The sequence below is a fragment of the Limnospira platensis NIES-39 genome, assembly GCF_026000695.1.
Taxonomy (GTDB): domain Bacteria; phylum Cyanobacteriota; class Cyanobacteriia; order Cyanobacteriales; family Microcoleaceae; genus Limnospira; species Limnospira platensis.
This window is the reverse complement of sequence record NZ_AP026945.1, coordinates 2,183,354-2,204,112: the sequence shown is the minus strand read 5'-3', so window position 1 is coordinate 2,204,112 and position 20,759 is coordinate 2,183,354. Positions and strand designations below refer to the sequence as shown.

The following is a 20,759-nucleotide window of genomic DNA, read 5'->3' as shown; positions in this document are numbered from 1 at the left end:
GGAGTTTAGATGTACATCAATGGGGAATGGCTATTTTAATGGAGAAAATGACGCATTCCGGTGATTACCATAACCAGACCTAATTCATTAGCGGCATTAATGGAATCTTGATCTCGGATACTGCCGCCCGGTTGAACAATAGCCTCAATACCAGCAGCAGCAGCCGTCCTTACCGAGTCATCAAAGGGGAAGAAACCATCACTAGCAAGGAATCCCCCCTTAGCGTTTTCTCCGGCTTGTTCTAGGGCAATTTTAGCGGCTCCTACGCGATTCATTTGTCCGGCTCCTACCCCTATAGTGGTGCGGTTTTTGGTGACCACGATCGCATTAGATTTAACGTGCTTGGCAATTTTCCAAGCAAACAATAACTCAGCCAATTGTGCCGAGGTAGGTTTTTTTTCGGTCACTAATTGCCAATGGTCAGGGATATCGATTTCATCATCACAGGTCTGGACCAAAAAGCCCCCAGCAATTAGCTTAATAGTTTCTTTGGGACCCGAAACTAAATCCGGCAAAATCAACACCCGCAAATTAGCCTTTTTCTTGAGAATAGCCTCAGCTTCTGGTTCACAACTGGGGGCGACAATGCACTCTAAAAAAGTTTTGGTCATGGCTGTAGCCGTCGCCGCATCAATGGGACGGTTGAGCGCAACAATACCCCCAAAAGCAGAAACCGAGTCCGCAGCAAAAGCCCGTTGATAAGCCTCAGATAAACTATTAGCGATCGCCGCTCCACAGGGGTTAGTATGTTTAAGAACAGCCGCCGCCGGTTCATCAGTGAACTCGCAAATAATCCGTCTAGCCGCTTCCAGGTCCACCAAGTTATTGTAACTGAGGGGTTTTCCCTGCAAAATTTTACCCGCCGACCAGCCATTAGGGACAGTTCCGGTTTGATACCAGGCGGCGGGTTGGTGGGGGTTCTCGCCGTAGCGGAGGGCTTGTATTTGGTTTCCGGCGACAGTGTAGCTAGTGGGGAGGGGATTAGTTTCGGTGGTGTTTTGATGTTCTAAATAAGTAGCGATCGCCCGATCATAAGCCCCAGTATGACGGAAGGCTTGTAAAGCGCAGCCTTGGCGAAATTCTAAACTAGGTTCGCCGCCGCTGTTTCGCATTTCTTCGAGATAGTCCCCATATTGGTTAGGCTGACACAGGACAGTCAAATGGGCGAAATTTTTAGCAGAAGCCCGCAGCAACGTAGGGCCACCGATATCAATTTGTTCGATCGCCTCTGGTAGGGTAACATTTTCCGATGCAATAGTTTGTTCAAATGGGTACAGATTAACCACTACCAGGTCAATGGGGCGGATCTCATGCTGTTGTAATTGTTCCACGTCCTGGGGAATATCCCGACGCGCAAGGATACCCCCATGAATGCGAGGATGCAGGGTTTTAACTCGTCCCCCCAGAATTTCGGGAAATCCTGTATAGTCAGAAACCTTAGTAACAGGTAGTCCCGCCTCTTGGATAGCTTTAGCAGTTCCCCCACTACTAATCAGGTCAAAGCCAAATTCTTCCACAAGACTTCGGGCTAAGTCAATCAGTCCAGTTTTGTCAGATACACTTAATAGAGCTAAACGGGCCATTTTTCCAAGATTTACAAAGCAACTTCCCTATCTTAAAGTCAACAGACCATTCCAGTTAAAGGCATAATTGAGAAACTATAGCCAATTGATTAGCAAATTATCGGCAATTTCTACGGAGTAACCACAAGATTAAATTAAGATTACACTAAGATTACATTAACTCATAGAATCGATGTCTTGAGGTAGGGGTGGGTTTTCATATCCTAAATCTGGCGGTAAATTATCTCCATGAGTAGCTTCGACAGCAAGGCGATCGCAAATTTCATTTTCGCGATCGCCCGCATGACCTTTTACCCAGACAAATCGGACTTGATGTTCCTCACACAAAGCTAATAATTGCGCCCACAAATCCGGATTTTTCGCCCATTCCTTCTGGCTACGTCGCCATCCATTCTTTTGCCAACGTTTAGCCCACCCCTGAGTCATAGCATCTACGAGATATTTAGAATCACTATAGAGAGTCACACAACAGGGAAATTTGAGGGCTTGTAAAGCGGCGATCGCTCCCATCATTTCCATGCGGTTATTAGTAGTTAGTCGGAAGCCTCCTGATAATTCCTTTCGGTGACTACCACACATCAACACAGCCCCATATCCTCCCTTCCCAGGGTTCCCGCTACAGGCTCCGTCTGTATAAATTGTCACCTTAGTTAGGCCCATATTCATAATAATTTATTCTCTAATTTATTCCATCAGAAATCATATCATTGTCGGTTTTGTCAGTTCACAATTTATCAAAATCATATCTAAAATATGTATGATTCAACTGTAATTGATATCTAAAATATTGGTTAATACTGCCGTTGTCTGTGACTATGATCATAGACTATATGAGACAAAGATACTGCGACTTAGGCTTATTGTTATGTATAATCTTCCCTGCCCTATGCCCTATTTTATCAGTGTTAATCAATCAATACTCACGGGTACAAATAAAAAAACAAGGGTACAAACAATGTTGCACCCTTGCCGATTAATACGGTAGGGTGCGTCAGACCGGGAGAATTTTGATGATGAAATGCTCATAAACTCTTCTGACTGACGCACCTAGGTAATTAATTAACCAAGAAGTTCCTTAGCTTTCGCCACCACATTATCAACGGTGAAGCCGAATTTTTCCAACACCACACCGCCAGGAGCAGACGCGCCGAAGGTGTCAATACTGATAGTAGCACCCTCATCAGTCACATAGCGGCACCAGCCAAAACTAACACCGGCTTCCACCGCCAAACGTTTCTTAACAGAGGCGGGGAAAACAGACTCCTTGTAAGCAGCATCCTGCTTTTCAAACAATTCCCAACTAGGCATAGAAACCACGCGGACTTTTTTACCCTCTTCCCGGAGTTTAACCGCCGCATCAACACAGAGGTAAGTTTCCCCACCAGTACCAATCAGAATAATATCAGGGGTACCATCACTGTTATCACTAAGGATATAAGCACCCTTAGCCACATTGTCGATAGAACTACCTTCGAGGTTAGGCAGATTTTGGCGAGAAAATGCCATCAAAGTGGGATAGTGACGGTTTTCGATCGCCACCTTATAGGCTCCAGAAGTCTCATTACCATCAGCGGGACGAATCACAGTCAAATCAGGAATCAACCGCAGAGAAGCGATATGTTCAACGGGTTGGTGAGTCGGGCCATCTTCACCCAAAGCAATAGAATCATGAGTCATCACCCACAGCACGGGAGCTTCCGACAGAGCCGACAACCGGATAGAATTACGCATATAATCCGTAAACACCAGGAAGGTCGCGCCATAGGGAATCAGACCCGAACGGTGCAGGGCGATACCATTACAAATGGCTCCCATAGCGTGTTCACGCACCCCAAACCGGAGGTTACGATTTTGGTATTGACCCTTTTGGAAATCTCCCAAACCTTTGAGTAAAGTCTTATTAGAGGGAGCCAAATCAGCAGAACCGCCAACCAATTCGGGAAGGACTCCAGCGATCGCATTTAGAGTAGCACCGGACTGGTTACGGGTCGCATCAGCCTTAGTTTCCGGCGTATAGGTAGGCAGAGATTTTTCCCATCCTTGGGGAAGTTTCCCACTCAGCAAGCGTTCCAGAGTCGCCGCCTCTTCAGGATACTTAGATTTGTAGGTTTCAAAAGCTGCTTTCCACTCATCCTCATAATTCGCACCCCGCTCGACTGCTTTGCGGAAATGCTTAATTGCATCATCAGGAATCACAAATTCAGGATAACTCCAACCCAGATGATCACGGGTAGCCTGTACTTCTGCTTTACCCAAAGCGGCACCATGAACGTCATGGCTGTTAGCTTTGTTAGGAGAACCAAAACCGATGGTGGTGGTAACTTTAATCAAGGAAGGCTTATCAGTGACCGCCTTTGCTTTCTCAATGGCGGTAGCGATCGCTTCCAAATCTGTATTACCATCAGCAACGTGCTGAACGTGCCAGCCATAGGCTTCAAAGCGTTTGCACACATCTTCAGTAAACGATATATCCGTAGATCCATCAATAGAAATATGGTTATCGTCATAGAAGGCGATCAGCTTACCGAGGCCCCAGTGTCCCGCCAAAGAACAAGCCTCTCCAGAAATACCTTCCATGTTGCAGCCATCCCCTAGGATGGCATAGGTATAGTGGTCTACCACAGTACAATCAGGCTTGTTAAAACGCGCCGCCAGATGAGCCTCAGCCAAAGCCAGACCCACAGCGTTAGCAATACCTTGTCCTAGGGGTCCGGTAGTCACTTCCACCCCTTCGGTGACGTGATTTTCTGGGTGTCCTGGAGTTTTCGACCCCCACTGACGAAACTGTTTAATATCATCGATGCTGACGCTATCATAGCCGGCCAGATGCAGAAGGGCATAATGTAGCATACAGCCATGACCTGCCGATAGCACAAAGCGATCGCGGTTGAACCATTTAGGGTTTTTGGGGTTATAACGCATAAAGCGATCCCAGAGTACAAAGGCCATCGGAGCCGCACCCATAGGAAGTCCGGGGTGGCCTGAGTTCGCTTTCTCTACTGCATCAATAGCTAAAAAACGAATTGAGTTAATGCAGAGTTGTTCAAGTGATTGGGTTGCAACAGCCATAGTTGTGTTTTTCTATATACTCGCTCTAAAGTGTGAGTGCCGGAGTAGAGAAACCAGATGATAATGGTTCTATTTTCAGAATTGCTCTGGAATCGCCCTCAGACTGCATCTGAGATCATCTCATTTTGAGGGACTATCAGGCAAGGGACTTGAAACTAAATTGATCGATCGCCAAATATCTAGGGAATGTTCTCCGCCAACACAGACTTTTTCTGCCACTGTCGGGCAGTAATCGATCCAGCCTATTCGGCTATCTCTACCGCCTGTGCAATTTCCATCATACCAAGATCTGGTCTCTACTTACCCCAACTCTGGCAGTGAACACCAGAAAAGTTTGGTAGATGGGTAGCCCGGTCTCTGAGCCAGCAGTGTGGAAAAGCGACGGGCGCGACTTTAGGCGCTGTCACGGTGCTATGATGGCAATTTTGATTATTCTGCCAGTCAGACCGACCGAATGAAAGGGGCTTAACATCTAGGCTAAGGGTATAGGTGGGTAGCTTGATGCAGGCGCAAAAATGTAGCTAGGGAAAAATAGAGCGATCGCCACTTGCCATTGTGGTAATTTTCATAGATATTGTGGGACAGTCTTAGTCAAAATTGGTAATCGGTTAAATTATTAAACAGAAATTATGGCTTTATATCTGGATTCTGCTATTGTGTCGGAAGCTGAAGCAGCTAGTCAATTGGGTTGGGTGAAAGGAGTTACCACTAATCCCACTTTACTGGCTAAAAGTGACCTATCCCCACAAGCAACTTTAAAAGCACTTAAACAACTGTTCCGGGGGGAGATTTACTATCAGTTAACTGCCTTAGATTTTGATAGTATGCTTGAGGAGGCTTGGGCAGCTTATAATATTTTGGGAGAACAAACAGTTTTAAAAGTTCCAGCCACTAGCTTAGGCTTTCAAGTAGTGGCTCATATATCCCCTAAAATTGCCTGTTCTGTGACGGGGATTTATAGTGCATCTCAAGCGGCTGTGGCTAAAGAAGCGGGGGCAAAATATGCGATCGCCTATGTAAACCGCGCCACCCGATTTTTAGGAGATGGAATCACCCTAGTTAAAGATATGGCCGAAATTCTCGCCGGAAGTGAAACCAAAATTCTCGCCGCCAGCATCAAGTCCCCAGAGGAAGCCGTCGCCACCCTCAAAGCTGGTGCTTATCACCTCACTCTCCCCTGGGATATTCTGCAATCTTTAACCACCCATGAACTCTCAAATCAAACTGTACAAGAGTTTCACCAAAATGGTCGGGGTTTACTCAGTTAATGGGCTAGGGTAAAGCCCCCACCCCAGAGGGGGTTATATTATCTTCGGTTAGGGTGAGATACTGCTACTGTGCCGCAAAAATCATCGGCAGCAAATTGAGGATTATTAACCCCCAAACCCGATAAATCATCAGATATTAAATCCGTGTTAACTGACTCCTTAGCAGACCATTTGGGAAAGTCACCTTTTTGATAGGTAGCAATTTGTTCTGGGGTGAGTAAATCCATAAAATCCGCCAATTCTCGATAGGTGATACATTTAACTTCTGGCTGACCACAAACGGCTTCAGCAAAGCGGAACATAGCATTCCAATAAGCGCCATTATTCCAGGCGGAAAAATGATGACCAATGTGGATAGGGGCGCGATTTCCTGTATAGTTAGCCTGAAAATAGTTTAGATAGGTTTGGAAAGTATCTTCTTCGTAGAATTGAGCATTAGCAGGGTTCGGCTTGGCTTGAGAATGAGCATAATAGAAATTATAGTCCATTGACAAGACATTTTTACGGGTTTTAGCGGTAGTTAAACTAGCGAGGGGGAAATTCCAGATGCCGTTTGGTTTTTGCGGCCAGTAGTTAGATTGAGCCACTTTACTGGTATCATAACGAAATCCTTTTTTTTGTAGGGTTTGATATAAACCAGGACCCTGACCCAATTCGGGGGCGCGAAATCCTTGGATGGCGGTTTTATCAAAGGCGAGACTACCTTCTAGGTTATTAATTTGGTAGGCTTCAAAAATAAACTTATCAAAATAGTTAAATTCTCGCGTCCAGTCCGCCTCAGTCCAGCGACTACCATCAAAATGACCTACTGCATGGGAGGCAATCTCATGACCTTCTTGATAGGCTAAATTTAGCTGTTCTAGGCGTTGTTTAACTTCTTCTGGGGTTCCTCCCCAACCGATCGCAGAATGGCCGACCCGGTGACGGCCAGGTGGGTGATAAAGTAGGCGATCGCCAGTATTGACAAAATACACAGCACTGATAAAATAAGTAAAGCGGAGGGGAATATTTTTAGCTGCCATTTGTTTAGTAAAATGGCGAGATTTTTGCCATGCTTCCAGAGAACGGGAACCGTCAAAAGCCAGCAGGACAAATTGAGGAGGGCGACTAGGGAGATTAATCAAACCTGCTTGAGCAATTAAACTTAATAGAAACTGTGAATCCCAACGATTAGATAAGCAGGAATTACCGCCACCTTGTTGTTGACAAGCAGTAATTAAATCTTGAGGAAAGGGTCCCAAAGAGTCGTTTCCTTCCATACAATAACCAGTAATGGCATTAAGATGAGAACCATTTGGACAGATATTATTTCCGTATGCTCGGCGAAATAATGTTTCCGACCATTGGTTATTGAAACAAGCGGAACCGCCGCCCCATTGGAGACATTTATTAATCATGTTTTGGGTGAGAGGTCCTGAAGCCATCTCACCATTAGAACAGAAATAGCCGCCGGGGTGATTAACGGTTTTTAGTTCCCATGTAACTGGTGTTTCTGGGTGGGTAGGGGGTGCAATTGATGGGGCTACAGGGGATAAATTCGATGATAAATTATTGACATTGTGGCAGGAAGTCAGGAAAAATAAGAGGCTAAAACCGGATAAAGTTTTGGGGAACCGCATATTTTTTAACATAACAATGATTGAATCAGGAAGGCAAATTATCCTTTAATCTCACCCTCAAAAAAAGGTGATTTCAAGAAAAAAACCGGATTTCCGATAGCCATGTATAAGAAACCCGGTTAAATTTGTCGCGACATATTGTAGATTTTGACAACCCCATTAGGCTTCTAAATGGAGATATTCAGGGGTTTTCAAAGGACGGGTGTAGCAGTCATGTTGATAGTTAAGCATGAAACCGTTGAGGGTCTTGAGTAGGTCTTCACGTCCTAGTAAATGTTCAATACGGTAGAGTGGTTCTCCTTGATGAAAGAGAATTAAGGTGGGTAGATTCTGAAGTCGATAGGTACTGGCCAGCTTTAAATTCTGGTCAGCATTAATACCCAATACCTGAACCTGACCTGTCCACTGGGTCTGGAACTGTTCCAGTTGAGGGACAATAAGTTTACACAGGCCGCACCAGGGAGCCCAGAAGTTAACGAGAATAGGTGTAGAAGCACTCAAGACCTCTTTAGAAAATTGCTGCTCACTGACCGATAAAAGCATGATGGCTCTAAATTTTATTAACGAACATTTTATATCCCTGGGATCATGCTACCAGCCTACGTTACTTGTGACACGAATTAATAGAGGATGAGCTTGCCAAAGTAGGATAATGAAAATGCCAACACCGAGATAAGCGGGACGGAGAAATTCCTGTATAACTAGGGTTTGCCGTCCCTGAATAATTGCCAAAAAGGGAATTACGGAGGTTTGGGATTTGAGGGTTTCAAAGGATTGGCCAAAACGGGCTTGTAAACGCCGATCGCCATGCCAAACTCCAAAGAGGTGATGTAAAACTAAACCAATGGAGGTCACGAGGGTAAAGGTGGTACCAATCCATAGGGTATGGGCAATACACCAGATGACTTGTCCGACCATTTGGGGATGTCGGGTAATACGGATAATGCCAGTTTGATGAAGATGGACTTGTGGTTTAGCGATCGCAGCAATTTCGAGTAGATTAAAAGTAGAGGGGTATAAAAACACAAAGGAGATAGCCGAGAGAACCCAAACGATAGGTTTAAGGGCGGGTACACCCTGGAGTTGCCAGAGTTGTAGGCCATCATAGCGGTGATTAAAGAAGTAGATAATCAAGACGACCGCCAGGGATAAACTGACCAGAGCGAAAAAAATGCGATATAACCGGGGACCGATAACCTGTTCGACAACAGGTCGGAGGGCAGCTAGACCACTATGGGCGATCGCAAAGCATAGCAGTAACCCCACCATCACGAAATGGCTAAGACTGAGCCATTGATCAGACATTTTGACTTCTCCAACGGATAATAAAGTTAACTCCAATACAGATCATCTCGCAGTATGCTCAAAGAAGACGATCCTCACATAGCTATTCTCGGATCTTTTGTCTGCCGATGAGGTTAACACCATGTCCGATCTTCCATTCACTTTAGATCAGTTACGCATTCTGCAAGCGATCGCTTCCGAGGGAAGTTTTAAGCGAGCGGCCGATCGCTTATATGTATCCCAACCAGCAGTGAGTTTGCAGGTGCAGAACCTAGAACGCCAATTAAATGTACCCTTATTTGATCGAGGAGGTCGTCGCGCCCAACTGACAGAAGCGGGTCATCTATTACTGAGTTATGGGGAAAAAGTCCTTTCCCTGTGTCAGGAAACCTGTCGTGCGATCGAAGACTTACAAAACCTGCAAGGAGGGACGCTAATTGTCGGTGCTTCCCAAACTACGGGAACCTATTTGCTACCTCGGATGATTGGGATGTTTCGCTCAAAATATCCCGATGTGTCGGTACAACTTCATGTTCACTCTACCCGTCGCACGGCTTGGAGTGTGGTTAACGGACAAATTGATTTGGCGATCGTGGGGGGGGAGATCTCCCCGGAATTGGCGCAATCATTAGAGGTGGTTCCCTTCGCAGAAGATGAACTAGCTCTGATCATGTCGGTTTCCCATCCCCTCGCCGGACAGGAGATTATCGAACATGATGATTTATACGACTTGCAGTTTATCAGTCTTGATGCTCAATCGACTATCCGCAAAGTGATTGACCAGGTATTGAGTCGGTCTGGGATTGATACCAGTCGCCTCAAAATCGAAATGGAACTAAGTTCTATTGAAGCGATCAAAAATGCGGTGCAGTCAGGTCTAGGGGTGGCTTTCGTTTCCACATCCGCCATTGAGAAAGAGTTACAAATGGGAGTATTGCAAATTCCTAAAATTGATCGAGTCACTATCAAACGGATGTTATCAGTGATTTATAACCCATTACGCTATAGATCTAAAGCCGCATCTGTATTCATAAAGGAGATTTTACCGAATTTCTCTAGTACACAACTCCCACCGGAAAATTTAGAGATTTCTGCTGGGTTGGCTAACGAACCTACCTCAGAACAGATGCCCTTGTAGTCTGGACTGGGGGTTCGACTTCCACCACATTAGCACATCAAATAGCAATTTTACTTAGTGATGTCAGACGTTCCGTTCACCCTGGATCAATTACGAATTCTGAAGGCGATCGCCTCTGAAGGGAGTTTTAAAAGAGCCGCCGATAGTCTCTATGTCTCCCAACCTGCGATCAGCCTACAAGTACAGAATTTAGAGCGACAATTAAATGTTCCGCTGTTCGATCGCGCTGGTCGCCGGGCTAAACTTACCGAGGCTGGACATTTACTGATTAGTTATGGGGAAAAGATCCTTTCCCTATGTCAAGAAACCTGTCGTGCGATCGAAGACTTACAAAACCTACAAGGGGGAACCCTAATTGTTGGTGCTTCCCAGACTACCGGAACCTATCTCCTACCTGGGATGATTGGGATGTTTCGGCAAAAATACCCAGATGTAGCTGTGCAACTCCATGTCCACTCTACCCGTCGCACGGCTTGGAGTGTTGCTAACGGACAAATTGACTTAGCCATCATTGGCGGTGAGATCCCGCCAGAATTGCAGGACTGTCTCAGCGTTCAACCTTATATTGAGGATGAACTAGCCCTAGTTTTGCCTGTGTTTCACCCCTTGGCTGAAAAAGACTTTATTCAAAAGGAAGACCTGTATAACCTCAAGTTTATCGCCCTAGATGCTCAATCGACTATTCGCAAGGTGATTGATCAAGTCCTCAGTCGCTATGATATTGATCCGCGTCGCTTACGGATTGAAATGGAACTTAACTCGATTGAGGCTATTAAAAATACTGTGCAAGCGGGACTGGGAGCCGCTTTTGTGTCTACTTCGGCTATTGAAAAAGAGCTACAAATGGGGATGCTGCATCGGGCCACCATTGATTCAGTAACGGTTAAACGGATGTTATCAGTAATTGTTAATCCTAATCGCTATCAATCTAAAGCCGCCGAAGCCTTCAGTCGCGAGATTTTACCTCTATTTTGTAATTCTGAGCAGCGGATGAATTGACCCCACGGTGGATTTTTGCCAAAATCCTAGGGTAGCCGCACTTTTTCAGTGAAAATCAATTCAGGCCATAAGCCCAACCTAACTTCTGATGAAAATCCACTGTACTCGCCCCGGTTGTCCCAAGCCAGATAACTTATATCCTGACCTTGATGATCATGCCAACCTCAAAACGGTACAACAGAAGTATTGTACTACCTGCGGTATGCCCCTGATTTTAGATGGGCGCTACCTAACCGAACGTCTATTGGGTCAGGGGGGGTTTGGGGCGGCGTTTTTAGCGCGCGATCGCCGATCGCCCAGTTTACGCACCTGTGTTGTTAAGCAGTTTCTCCCAGCCGGAGACTTGGACCCCCAACAATTAGCGATCGCCCAAGGACTATTTGAACGGGAAGCCCAGGTTCTCGATCGCCTCGGACACCAACATCCTCAAATCCCCAATTTGTTAGCCTATTTTCCCCTGGAAGCAACAGGTTGGCAAACTCGCACCCCTCAGCAATTTTTCTATCTAGTTCAAGAATATATCGACGGTCAGAACCTGGAACAGGAACTATCAAGCCGGGGTCCGTTTTCGGAAACTGAAGTGCTGGAAGTAATGCGGGAAATTCTGAATGTCCTGGAATTTGTCCACGGGGAAGATGTCATCCACCGCGATCTTAAGCCTTCTAATATTATGCGCGATCGCTCTGGCACTCTGCATTTGCTCGATTTTGGCGCGGTTAAGGAAGTCACACAAGCACCAGGAAATAAATCAACCGGTATCTATTCTGCCGGATTTGCTCCCCCAGAACAAATGCGAGGTCGCAGTGTCTATCCATCTACGGATTTATATGCTTTGGGGGTAACAGCAATTATGTTATTAACAGCCAAAGATCCTGAAGATTTGTTTGATAGCTACAGCAATGCTTGGCTTTGGAAAGATCAGGTGACAATTTCTGATTCCATAACTAACATTCTTGACCGAATGTTACAACCTACCCCTAGCGATCGCTTTGGCGCGGCTACAGAGGTATTAACAGCCCTCAATGCCATGATTTCGCCGCCACCGCCACCGATTTCGCCGCCACCGCCACCTCCTCCCGTAGTTCCTGCGCCTTCTGTAACTCCTCAAAGCGCGCCTGTGTCCGCACCAGTAGCTACTCAAATTCAAGCGCCAACCCCCACCGTCAGGCGACCTTTTTCGATCCTGGAAATTCTAGCATCAGCAGCATTTACCGGCTTTGATGGGGGATTACTGGTGATGGTATTGTGGTCGTTGTTAGATACAATACCTTTGAGTTTGGGGATTGCTGGCTTGCTGTTAGCGGGGTTACTATTAGCTCAAGTGCGCCGTTGGATTGAAAAATGGGATCTGCTGATTGTGGCTGGCATATCTTTTGCGATCGTGTTTTGGGTTGGCACTACACGCGGTAATCTTGAAGTTGCCCAGGTCATCATTTTACCAATATTGACAGCACTATCAGCCGTCGTGGCAACTTCCCTATTTCGTCTAATTTACGGGATTCTGAAACGGCTCATTTCATGAGTTGAACTAGAAGCACAAACGGTATTGGAGATTGGATAATGTCTCAAAAAAACGAAACAGCGATTCTGATTGTAGCCTTGCTGCTTACGGGAGGATTATTAGCCGTTGGGTATTTTGCCTTTACCCAGTGGCAATCACAAACTGAGGCAGACATTAGACCATCTCCGAGTTCCCCAACAGCTAGGAATGACTCCCGACCTAGGGCGATCAGTGCTGGGCAACAGTTATTGGTTGCGAGCACAACTTCCCCGGCTAAACAAGAGGGAATTGAGGCTTTGGCGGCGGGAGATTATTCTAGGGCTGTTTCCGAGTTGGAAGCCTCCCTACAGCAAAATCGCAATGATCCAGAAGCCCTAATTTATCTCAATAATGCCCGCATTGGTGCTGGACAGTCCCATACAATAGCCGTTTCTGTTCCTATCACTACGGCGGAAAATGCAGCCCAGGAAATCCTGCGGGGAGTGGCTCAGGCTCAAAATGAAGTTAACCAAGCCGGGGGTATTAACGGGGTTCCGCTGCGGGTGCTGATTGCTGATGATGCTAATAATCCTAATGTGGCTGAACAAGTGGCTCAGTCTCTAGTGGCTGATGACCAGGTTTTGGGGGTGGTGGGGCATTTTGCTAGTGATGTGACTGTGGCGGCATCCCCGGTTTATCAGCAGGGTCAGTTGGTGGCGATTTCTCCTACCAGTACGTCGATGGAGTTATCTAGGGCGGGGAATTTCATTTTTCGGACGGTTCCGAGCGATCGCTTTACGGCTAATGCCCTGGCAAAATATATGGTAGATAACCTGAATCTCAACCAGGCGGCTATTTTCTATAACGAGAATAGTAGTTATAGTCGTTCTCTCAAAGATGAGTTTACTACGGCTTTATATGGAGATGGCGGCGCTGTGGTGGCGGAGATTAATCTGGCTGAGGGGAATTTTAATAGCTTTGATGCGGTAGAATCAGTTACCCAGCAGGGAGCAGAGGCGATCGTATTATTGGCTAATACGGAAACCGTTAGTCAGGCTTTACAGGTGGTGCGTGTTAATGCTAGAAACTTGCCTGTTTTGGGGGGAGATAGTCTCTACAGACCTGAAGTGCTACAGGTGGGAGGCGATAGCGAGGGTATGGTGGTGGCTATTCCCTGGCATATTCTCAGCCACACTAATTCGGGGTTTCCAGAGGCGGCGACTCAGTTATGGGGTGGTGATATTAACTGGCGGACTACTATGGCCTATGATGCCACTAAAGCGTTGATTGCTGGTATTTCTGGAGATTCTAGCCGCCAGGGAGTTCAAAGGACACTATCAGAACCGGGGTTTTCGGCTAAGGGGGGTGGCGCAAATATCCGTTTTTTGCCTTCTGGCGATCGCAACCAAGCGGCCGAATTGGTTAAGGTTGAACAGGGAAGGCGATCGGGATTGGGTTATGATTTTGTGCCAGTTCCTTGATGTTTAAACGGGTGCGTTTTCGGCTATAATTGGCTGGGGATACTTTCGGGTATAGTCATCAACAGCAAGCAAGGAGATGGGAGGTGTTTGGTCGCCAACTGATTTATTTTTTATCATTATCTGGGTTCCGACCAAAATCTGCTGTCAACAGAAAGGTTTGGCGATCGCATTTTCGGCTATTGATGGATAGGGCGATCGCTATCTTAATTCTGGCTAACCTGAGTTTAGTCGTTTTTGACTTTATCTACCTCAGCAACCGCAATTTATATATACGCTTTGATGATTATCGCCAACAACGTTCTAACACTCCCCAAAGGAAATATTTACAACTCGTAGATAGTCTCCAAACCACCCTAGAACAGCAAGGCTTAAACTCTCCCCAAGTTGACCCTATCTTAGCCGAAATCAGACAATTTAGCCTCGAAATTCTCATAGAACAACCACCATTTCGGGTTCAAGACTCCCACGGAACTTTAGCAGCTATTAACAACCGACTCCAGGAACATCTCAACACCGATGACCTGGAAACAGCCATCAATACCTTTTGGAGTCGAGAATATTTCACCAATAATGGTTGGGAAAATTCCCTGAGATTTTTTAATATCAATTTACGACATCTATTTACACTATATGAACCTCAATTAAGCTATGATATCATTAAGGGAGTCGAAGCCTATCGACCCTCCCAAAACTATCTGATGCTCGTAGCAGATCTGCAAGCCATTTTAGAATATGAGGGTTTAGAATCGCCCCAAGTTGAACCCTTATTACAACAGCTTCAGCAACTCAGCACCGAGATGATAGACCGCAGTTATATCCCCCAAATTGACAACACTTTAGGGTTAATAACTCATATGAAATATAGGATGGTAGAACATATCCACGGTGGCGATCCATCCACGACTAATCACTTAACACCCACCTTAAAATTTTTGTATTCAATGAGGATATTAAGTATCCTCGCACCCGAAGTTATTTGGGTAGATCAGTCCTCAAGAGAAGCCTTTAGAACCTTCTGGAGTATTGATAACCTCAGCCAAAAAGGATGGGAAACAGAACTCGATTTTTTTGACAATCAAATAGCTACTTTAATGCGTCAGATGTATTTCCGTCACCTGGGAATAGATGGCGAATTTATTGACCGTTTTTGGCTAGTTGATTTACCTTGGGTAATTATTTTTTGGCTAATTTTTCTAGTGGAACTCTCCTTTATTCGTCGTCGCTATCCGCACCTAGGCTTATGGCCATGTATTAGGATGATCTGGTATGACGTATTTTTACTGATTGGGGTTATTCGCCTAATTCGGATAGTTCCAGTTATCATTCACTTAGAAAGAGCCAAATTACCTAATATGGCTACACTTAGGGCTCAAATTCGCCTCAAAGTTATTGCTAGTTTTGGGAATGAATTAATCCAGGTGGTAGTTAACCAAAGCATTAGCCAACTTAAAGCAACTGTCCGCAGCGGAAAACTGCGAAAAATGATTTTTAAATCTCAACAAAAATCGATGAATATCACTAAACCAGAGAGTCCGAGTCAAGTTAAACTAATTAGCGAACAATTATTAAAAGTTACTGCTTGTCATGTTTTACCAGAAGTTCAACAGGATTTAGAAGCCTATCTTCATTATCAGGTGAGTCAGTCTGTTAAACAATCAGGAATTTATCGCCGTTTACAGAAAATTCCGGTGATTCGGAAATTTCCTGAACAGGTGAGTGATAATCTAGTCAAACGCATCGCGGCCATTATCTCCCAGCAGCCCCAAAAATCCTATTATTCGGCACAAAATAAACAACCAGATCCCATCGCGCAAGAATTGCAACAGCGATTAGTTAACAGGTTTTTAGATGTGTTACGTTCCGAACTCAAAAATAATGAAACTATCCAAGAAGTTGAATATATTTTAATTGACTTTTTAGACCAAGCCAAAATCAATAACGTTGAATCGGCGCAACCAGACCCAGAAACTCCGGCGCTAAAACCGGCGAACTTCCCAGATGAATTTGACTAAAATCGGATCTGTGCAATCTTTCCGCCGCCACCAAAATCGATAATGATTGTCGTTTGGCAATGCGTAAATTTGACCTTAATAAAGAATTGGAGGCGCTATGGCTTGCCACTAAAATCGGATATTTTTTTGAAAAAAAAGTAGCATCAAAACCTCAATATCACACATGACAGCCTATTTATGTTCTTCATAAGATGCTACGGGATATTCCGTGAATCCATATACTTAATAGCTATTCTGGTGTAGTTAGTAGCGTTAATTTTAACCATGATGGTAATCGGATAGTTTCAACTTCTGCTGACAAAACCGTGAAACTTTGCAAGGCAGAAAATATCGATGAATTATTAAATCGTGCCTGTGAATGGCTGCGTCCATATTTAACCAATAATTCTAAAAATATCTCCAATTAAATTAATGCGATCGCTTGCTGATATTTATTCACAATAATTGATTTTTAATGAAGGATAAGTATAGAGCCATCTTCCATGACCAATTTCAGCATTGTGAAAACCATTTTTTTGCAAAAAAATGACGAAAGATTTAGCTTTAGATACCTGATAAAAAGAAGCGACCTGAATTTTATTTACTTCCGGGTCGTGCCAAGCATCACAACAAAATTTTCTGCGAATATTTTGTAAATTTATGTAGCTATATTCAACCCAAATTGGATACCATACATTAGCGCCTCCAGCCGTGAAATCTCCGCAGCTATTGAGGGGAAATTGGTAATTTGTTGATTCCATATTTTGGATATTCTCCATAGACGAATAGGTGGGTATATTTTGATATACTAAATAGGTGGGTATATTGTGATATACTAAAACAGAGGAAAATAAAGACATTAAAAATACAAATTTATAAGTAGGAAATAATGGTTTTATGGTTATACATTTACTGACAACAATAGGACTGATTACAGCTAAAATGATGATGAAAAATATAATGATTATTTTATCAAAACTATATTCACGCCAATGGGTTAATATCTGGTAAAAATCAAATTTATCATTTTTTATATCAAAAAAATAAGTGATACCACTTAAAGCCATAAAAATATTAAAAATTGTTAACAATAAACCCGCAATCGAATATGCTAACTTTTGCCACAAATTACCCAATCCCAAGTATTGGTAAAGTTTTCTACTTTCCAGAAAAAAACAGATTATGGTTCCTGATACGATGGCTGATATCAAGTAATTCCAAAAATTATTGTATCCTAATATTGATATCATTCCCATAAATATTATGGCAAAGCTTAAAACAGTGGCTATTGAAAAAGATGTGACTAATATCAGCCAAAACATGATTAATTCTACATCTAAATATTTAATCCAACCAATCTATATCTGTTAACCATCCAACAATTGCCGGGCTCGCCGTGGTAATTATTGTGACTAATATAATGTAAAAAAACTGCTCTCCCGTCTCAGCTTTTTGTAAGACTTCCATGATGCCCATATTTTTACCAGCCGCTACATTACTCAATATAAGATAACGAGCATTACCATTTAGTGAAGTGGTAAAATCAAATAAAATACATAATACTAATATTACCGGCAAAAACAATGTAAAATCATTCGTTCCAGAACGAGCCAACTTCAAAATACCTTTAGTACAAAGATTGACAGATGCAATAGTAATAGCCACAACAACAGCAATTCCCCATGCTATAATATTGGTTCCTAAAACACCAACTATACCAAGTGCAGTGGTAATTACATCCCAGACCATGGGAAAAAATAAAGCAAAAATCAAGATAGTTTTTATATTCATTTGGTTCCGTTTAATTATGAGGAAAGATTGTTAATTTTATAGATGTTGACTAAGCAAGATTGATATCAAGGTGAAGGAAGTCGATCAATTTCCTTGAAGTCCTGGAATTTAGAATCAGGTGAAGCATCATAACTTTTATCACGTTTTTCTGGCAAAAAATGTTCTGTTTGTGCATCATTTTCTAAGCTACTGTCTTCGGGAAATGATTGATTTTCTCGGTGGGGCAATTCATTAGATGAAGTTTGTAATTCTACTATAATAAAAGCCAAAGGAAGTCCTATCAATAAACTTAGTATTACCATGAAAGCAAAAATTTTACTAGTCGAATTATTTTGGCTTTTTTTCAATTTTTGTTGATTATTTTTATCTTCTAAAGTTATTAATATTTCTTGGATAAAGTTATCCCAACATTGTAGAAATTCATGTCGTAATTCTGTAAAAGGTTGATTGATTTTTGTACCTGGCAATTCAAAAGTTTTTGATAAAGTTTCAAGTCCCTGTGTAATTTTTGGGTTATCTATAAAATATTGTTTGGTTAATTCCAAAAAGTTAGAAATTAGGGTTTCGAGTCTTGTACTAAATTGATCATGCTTTCCTTGATCTAGCTGATCTATCTCAGAAATATGTGGCGATAAAGTTTTGATTTTTTCTTGATACATAGGATATTTAACAACGGATGAATTTTCCAAGTATTGTTCAAAAATACTATAAAAACTTGTTGTTTTCGTGAATAATTTGTCATTATTTTGAGTATAATTTGACATATTAGTTTTATGGCTCGAATCAAAATTCAAGATATAGTTACATATTGGCGCTTATTATACATCTTTAGTAGTCACACAAAGTAATATAAAGTAACAATAAAGTAATAATAAAGTAATATATTGATGATTGTGCTGAATGCTAATGTTGAGGTATAGACAATGATACTGCTTCTATAGCTGAACTGGAATTTATCTTACCGGCTTTGCTGGTGAAGTTGATGTTTTTCGAGTATCATAGCAAAACAGTAGTTAACTTTTGGCAAGTAGCTATATGTGGTTGCCTAAGTTGCATTTGATGAATGTGTAGCTTTTTGCTCACAAGTGCTTACCTTTTGAGGGACTTTGAGTGATGATAGTTGACGAAGCACTGGTAATTGTGGAAGCAGTACTCGATTATGAACGCCTCAACGATGTTCAAGAGGTCGTATTTCGTCAGGCTTGGGAAGGTTTATCTTACCGTGAAATGGCTAAAAGCACTGGCTATGCGGAGGATTACCTCAAGGATGCAGGCGCGAAACTCTGGCAAATGCTGACTAATGCCTTTGGAGAAAAGGTAAAAAAAGGTAATTTAAAATCTGTTCTGAAGCGATATTTACGGCGGCATCAAATTATCGTACACCGTAATAAGGTGACTGGGGTTAATGTGATTGGAACCAATTTTGATAGCACAAGAGTTGTGGGAAACTTATATGAATCCAACTTTTGTCAAGCCGATTTGTATAAGGAGCAAAGCTATGAAAAATCAGAAAAACAGACAAATGCTGAATCTGAACAGGAGTTAAACTATCAATCTTTAACTTATTCTTGGAATGGCTGGCAGTTTCGGTCTCAAGCAGAAGTGAATATTGCCGAAGCACTAGATCGCGCCGATGTTTTGTTTTTCCCAAATGCTAAAGCCCGGTTGACTACCCCAGATGGAAAGCAAAACCCATCTCCTCATTTCCTAGTCTGTTACAAAACAAAACTGGGTATTTTAGCGGTAGATGTAGACGATCGCGATCGCGAAACCAATATGGATTTTCTTCTACAGTCGCAAGGTATTTGCATTGTCCAGCATTATGATATCACTGAATGTACCGAAAAGCCTGATCTCGTTGTCATAGAGTTTTTAGAGCTTTTGATGCAAGCCTAAAATCGATTAATAAAACATATCCTAAAAACCCTAAGAGTCCCACAAACGTCGTCGTTGAGATCCTCCCAGTCGCTGGTGAGTGTCTCGCAACAGACGGGGAATATCTAAATTTTGAGGACAGCGAGGTAAACAGTCGCCGCAGTCGGTACATCGATCGCCTCTACGTCCAGGAAACCAATGTCCGGCATTCTCAAACATACCATAGCGATACTTACCAAATTCGGTCATATCGTAGGCGATCGCCAAATTTCGTAACCTCAGCACTTCGGGAATATTAATCAGTTCAGGACATGGTAAACATTGATAACACTGTTTACAGGTATCGGTTGCTAATGTTTCCTCTAAGGCAGTTTCCAGAGCCATGAAGGCGCTTTGTTCCGACTCAGTGAGGGATTCTACGGAATCGGCTACTTGTAGGGGTAAATCCAATTCTTGAGGGTTAGCGGCTCCTAAACTGAGGGTCGTAATGCGGCGATCGCTCAATAAAAATCGATAATTCAAGTGGAGGGGGGAAAATGGATGGCATAGCTGAGTTAACTTAGCTGGGGGGGTGTAGAGTTGTCCCCCCTTATCGGCTGGGGAAATAATGAAAATCCCCATGTCCTTTTGAGATGCTAGGGTGATGGCGGGAGCATGGCGCTGGAAAAAATAGTAATAATGGAGATTGATAAACTCAAAGCGATCGCTATTAATCGCTTCCAGAATCACCTCAACCGGAGCATGGGTCGAGAACCCCAGATGTCTGACCCGTCCATCTGCAATGGCTTTGTCAATACCCCTAATACCAGCGATCGCCTGGGTGAGATGTTCGGAGGTATTAATACCATGAATCGCCAAACCATCCACATAGTCAAGATTAAGCCTGGTTAGGGAATCATCGATCGCCTTTTCTAAAGCATCAGGATCAGACATCGGTGGGATCTTGGTAGTAATATAAAGCTGCGATCGCTCCACAGGTAGACCACCTAGCAAAGTCGCTCCCAGATACTCCTCACTTTTCCCATAACCTTTGGCAGTCTCTATATGGTTAATTCCCATGGAAACTGCCCTTTCTATAGTTTGGTGGGCATTTTCCGGGGATGCTAAATAGCGCATTGTTCCCAGGGAAAAGACTGATAGAGGTAAATTGGTTTTACCAAAGCGTCGATAACGCATGATTT

The 20,759-nt window shown here is 43.4% G+C and carries 18 protein-coding genes; 8 read left to right on the top strand and 10 right to left on the bottom strand.

The features are described 5' to 3' along the window. Positions 1-35: 35 nt before the first annotated feature. The 3 genes from purH to tkt form a co-directional block, all read right to left on the bottom strand. Complete coding sequence (purH, locus tag N39L_RS10835; RefSeq protein WP_014275214.1) at positions 36-1,583, bottom strand: bifunctional phosphoribosylaminoimidazolecarboxamide formyltransferase/IMP cyclohydrolase; 1,548 nt, start codon at positions 1,581-1,583, stop codon at positions 36-38. A gap of 156 nt (positions 1,584-1,739) precedes the next feature. Beyond that, positions 1,740-2,249 carry a ribonuclease HI gene (gene rnhA / locus N39L_RS10830; RefSeq protein WP_006619818.1) on the bottom strand — a complete coding sequence of 170 codons (510 nt, stop codon included), beginning with the start codon at positions 2,247-2,249 and terminating at the stop codon, positions 1,740-1,742. Between the two features lie 393 nt (positions 2,250-2,642). After that, positions 2,643-4,652 carry a transketolase gene (tkt, locus tag N39L_RS10825; RefSeq protein ID WP_006619819.1) on the bottom strand — a complete coding sequence of 670 codons (2,010 nt, stop codon included), beginning with the start codon at positions 4,650-4,652 and terminating at the stop codon, positions 2,643-2,645. A 629-nt stretch (positions 4,653-5,281) separates the two neighbouring features. Between tkt and N39L_RS10820 the strand changes: the two genes are divergently transcribed. Then, a complete protein-coding gene (locus N39L_RS10820) occupies positions 5,282-5,920 on the top strand; it encodes a transaldolase family protein (RefSeq protein WP_006619820.1) in 639 nt (212 codons plus the stop codon). 38 nt (positions 5,921-5,958) lie between these two features. Here N39L_RS10820 and N39L_RS10815 read toward each other — a convergent pair whose 3' ends face one another. The 3 genes from N39L_RS10815 to N39L_RS10805 all read right to left on the bottom strand — a co-directional run bounded on the left by N39L_RS10815 (position 5,959) and on the right by N39L_RS10805 (position 8,844). Further along, positions 5,959-7,539: a polysaccharide deacetylase family protein gene (locus N39L_RS10815; protein WP_231852151.1), complete on the bottom strand. Its 1,581-nt coding sequence runs from the start codon at positions 7,537-7,539 to the stop codon at positions 5,959-5,961. 159 nt (positions 7,540-7,698) lie between these two features. Further along, entirely contained in the window at positions 7,699-8,082 is a 384-nt protein-coding gene (locus N39L_RS10810; protein ID WP_006619822.1) for a thioredoxin family protein, read from the bottom strand. Between the two features lie 48 nt (positions 8,083-8,130). Next, a complete protein-coding gene (locus N39L_RS10805; RefSeq protein WP_006619823.1) occupies positions 8,131-8,844 on the bottom strand; it encodes an NnrU family protein in 714 nt (237 codons plus the stop codon). A 121-nt stretch (positions 8,845-8,965) separates the two neighbouring features. Between N39L_RS10805 and N39L_RS10800 the strand changes: the two genes are divergently transcribed. The 6 genes from N39L_RS10800 (at position 8,966) to N39L_RS10775 (ending at position 16,340) form a co-directional block, all read left to right on the top strand. Beyond that, the gene (locus N39L_RS10800; RefSeq protein WP_006619824.1) at positions 8,966-9,961 is read left to right on the top strand and encodes a LysR family transcriptional regulator; all 996 of its coding nucleotides are present in this window, start codon (positions 8,966-8,968) and stop codon (positions 9,959-9,961) included. Between the two features lie 60 nt (positions 9,962-10,021). Continuing rightward, complete coding sequence (locus N39L_RS10795) at positions 10,022-10,960, top strand: LysR family transcriptional regulator (RefSeq protein ID WP_014275211.1); 939 nt, start codon at positions 10,022-10,024, stop codon at positions 10,958-10,960. An 88-nt stretch (positions 10,961-11,048) separates the two neighbouring features. Beyond that, positions 11,049-12,482 (top strand): serine/threonine-protein kinase, encoded by a 1,434-nt coding sequence (locus N39L_RS10790; RefSeq protein WP_014275210.1) that lies wholly within the window; start codon positions 11,049-11,051, stop codon positions 12,480-12,482. Positions 12,483-12,520: 38 nt separating this feature from the next. Further along, positions 12,521-13,921 (top strand): ABC transporter substrate-binding protein, encoded by a 1,401-nt coding sequence (locus tag N39L_RS10785; RefSeq protein WP_014275209.1) that lies wholly within the window; start codon positions 12,521-12,523, stop codon positions 13,919-13,921. Positions 13,922-14,004: 83 nt separating this feature from the next. Continuing rightward, complete coding sequence (locus N39L_RS10780) at positions 14,005-15,933, top strand: hypothetical protein (RefSeq protein WP_043468200.1); 1,929 nt, start codon at positions 14,005-14,007, stop codon at positions 15,931-15,933. Between the two features lie 212 nt (positions 15,934-16,145). Next, positions 16,146-16,340, top strand: coding sequence for a hypothetical protein (locus N39L_RS10775; RefSeq protein WP_410245165.1), 195 nt, complete (start codon positions 16,146-16,148; stop codon positions 16,338-16,340). A 24-nt stretch (positions 16,341-16,364) separates the two neighbouring features. Here N39L_RS10775 and N39L_RS10770 read toward each other — a convergent pair whose 3' ends face one another. The 3 genes from N39L_RS10770 to N39L_RS10760 all read right to left on the bottom strand — a co-directional run bounded on the left by N39L_RS10770 (position 16,365) and on the right by N39L_RS10760 (position 18,467). Further along, positions 16,365-17,234: a hypothetical protein gene (locus N39L_RS10770; RefSeq protein WP_043468197.1), complete on the bottom strand. Its 870-nt coding sequence runs from the start codon at positions 17,232-17,234 to the stop codon at positions 16,365-16,367. A gap of 22 nt (positions 17,235-17,256) precedes the next feature. Further along, the gene (locus N39L_RS10765) at positions 17,257-17,703 is read right to left on the bottom strand and encodes a hypothetical protein (RefSeq protein WP_014275206.1); all 447 of its coding nucleotides are present in this window, start codon (positions 17,701-17,703) and stop codon (positions 17,257-17,259) included. Between the two features lie 65 nt (positions 17,704-17,768). Beyond that, the gene (locus N39L_RS10760) at positions 17,769-18,467 is read right to left on the bottom strand and encodes a hypothetical protein (protein WP_043468194.1); all 699 of its coding nucleotides are present in this window, start codon (positions 18,465-18,467) and stop codon (positions 17,769-17,771) included. A 349-nt stretch (positions 18,468-18,816) separates the two neighbouring features. On the opposite strand from N39L_RS10760, the gene N39L_RS10755 reads away from it, so the two are divergent. Beyond that, complete coding sequence (locus N39L_RS10755; RefSeq protein ID WP_043468191.1) at positions 18,817-19,599, top strand: helix-turn-helix domain-containing protein; 783 nt, start codon at positions 18,817-18,819, stop codon at positions 19,597-19,599. 30 nt (positions 19,600-19,629) lie between these two features. Here N39L_RS10755 and N39L_RS10750 read toward each other — a convergent pair whose 3' ends face one another. Then, positions 19,630-20,754 (bottom strand): aldo/keto reductase, encoded by a 1,125-nt coding sequence (locus N39L_RS10750; protein WP_014275203.1) that lies wholly within the window; start codon positions 20,752-20,754, stop codon positions 19,630-19,632. Between the last annotated feature and the right edge of the window lie 5 nt (positions 20,755-20,759).

What these genes read in the sequence shown, in the direction of transcription:
- N39L_RS10750 (WP_014275203.1), bottom strand. Translation starts at nt 20,754, where the DNA reads ATGCGTTATCGACGCTTTGGTAAAACCAATTTACCTCTATCAGTCTTT.
- N39L_RS10770 (WP_043468197.1), bottom strand. Translation starts at nt 17,234, where the DNA reads ATGTTTTGGCTGATATTAGTCACATCTTTTTCAATAGCCACTGTTTTA.
- N39L_RS10760 (WP_043468194.1), bottom strand. Translation starts at nt 18,467, where the DNA reads ATGTCAAATTATACTCAAAATAATGACAAATTATTCACGAAAACAACA.
- N39L_RS10815 (WP_231852151.1), bottom strand. Translation starts at nt 7,539, where the DNA reads ATGCGGTTCCCCAAAACTTTATCCGGTTTTAGCCTCTTATTTTTCCTG.
- purH (WP_014275214.1), bottom strand. Translation starts at nt 1,583, where the DNA reads ATGGCCCGTTTAGCTCTATTAAGTGTATCTGACAAAACTGGACTGATT.
- N39L_RS10785 (WP_014275209.1), top strand. Translation starts at nt 12,521, where the DNA reads ATGTCTCAAAAAAACGAAACAGCGATTCTGATTGTAGCCTTGCTGCTT.
- N39L_RS10790 (WP_014275210.1), top strand. Translation starts at nt 11,049, where the DNA reads ATGAAAATCCACTGTACTCGCCCCGGTTGTCCCAAGCCAGATAACTTA.
- tkt (WP_006619819.1), bottom strand. Translation starts at nt 4,652, where the DNA reads ATGGCTGTTGCAACCCAATCACTTGAACAACTCTGCATTAACTCAATT.
- rnhA (WP_006619818.1), bottom strand. Translation starts at nt 2,249, where the DNA reads ATGAATATGGGCCTAACTAAGGTGACAATTTATACAGACGGAGCCTGT.
- N39L_RS10810 (WP_006619822.1), bottom strand. Translation starts at nt 8,082, where the DNA reads ATGCTTTTATCGGTCAGTGAGCAGCAATTTTCTAAAGAGGTCTTGAGT.
- N39L_RS10795 (WP_014275211.1), top strand. Translation starts at nt 10,022, where the DNA reads ATGTCAGACGTTCCGTTCACCCTGGATCAATTACGAATTCTGAAGGCG.
- N39L_RS10755 (WP_043468191.1), top strand. Translation starts at nt 18,817, where the DNA reads ATGATAGTTGACGAAGCACTGGTAATTGTGGAAGCAGTACTCGATTAT.
- N39L_RS10805 (WP_006619823.1), bottom strand. Translation starts at nt 8,844, where the DNA reads ATGTCTGATCAATGGCTCAGTCTTAGCCATTTCGTGATGGTGGGGTTA.
- N39L_RS10820 (WP_006619820.1), top strand. Translation starts at nt 5,282, where the DNA reads ATGGCTTTATATCTGGATTCTGCTATTGTGTCGGAAGCTGAAGCAGCT.
- N39L_RS10765 (WP_014275206.1), bottom strand. Translation starts at nt 17,703, where the DNA reads ATGAATATAAAAACTATCTTGATTTTTGCTTTATTTTTTCCCATGGTC.
- N39L_RS10800 (WP_006619824.1), top strand. Translation starts at nt 8,966, where the DNA reads ATGTCCGATCTTCCATTCACTTTAGATCAGTTACGCATTCTGCAAGCG.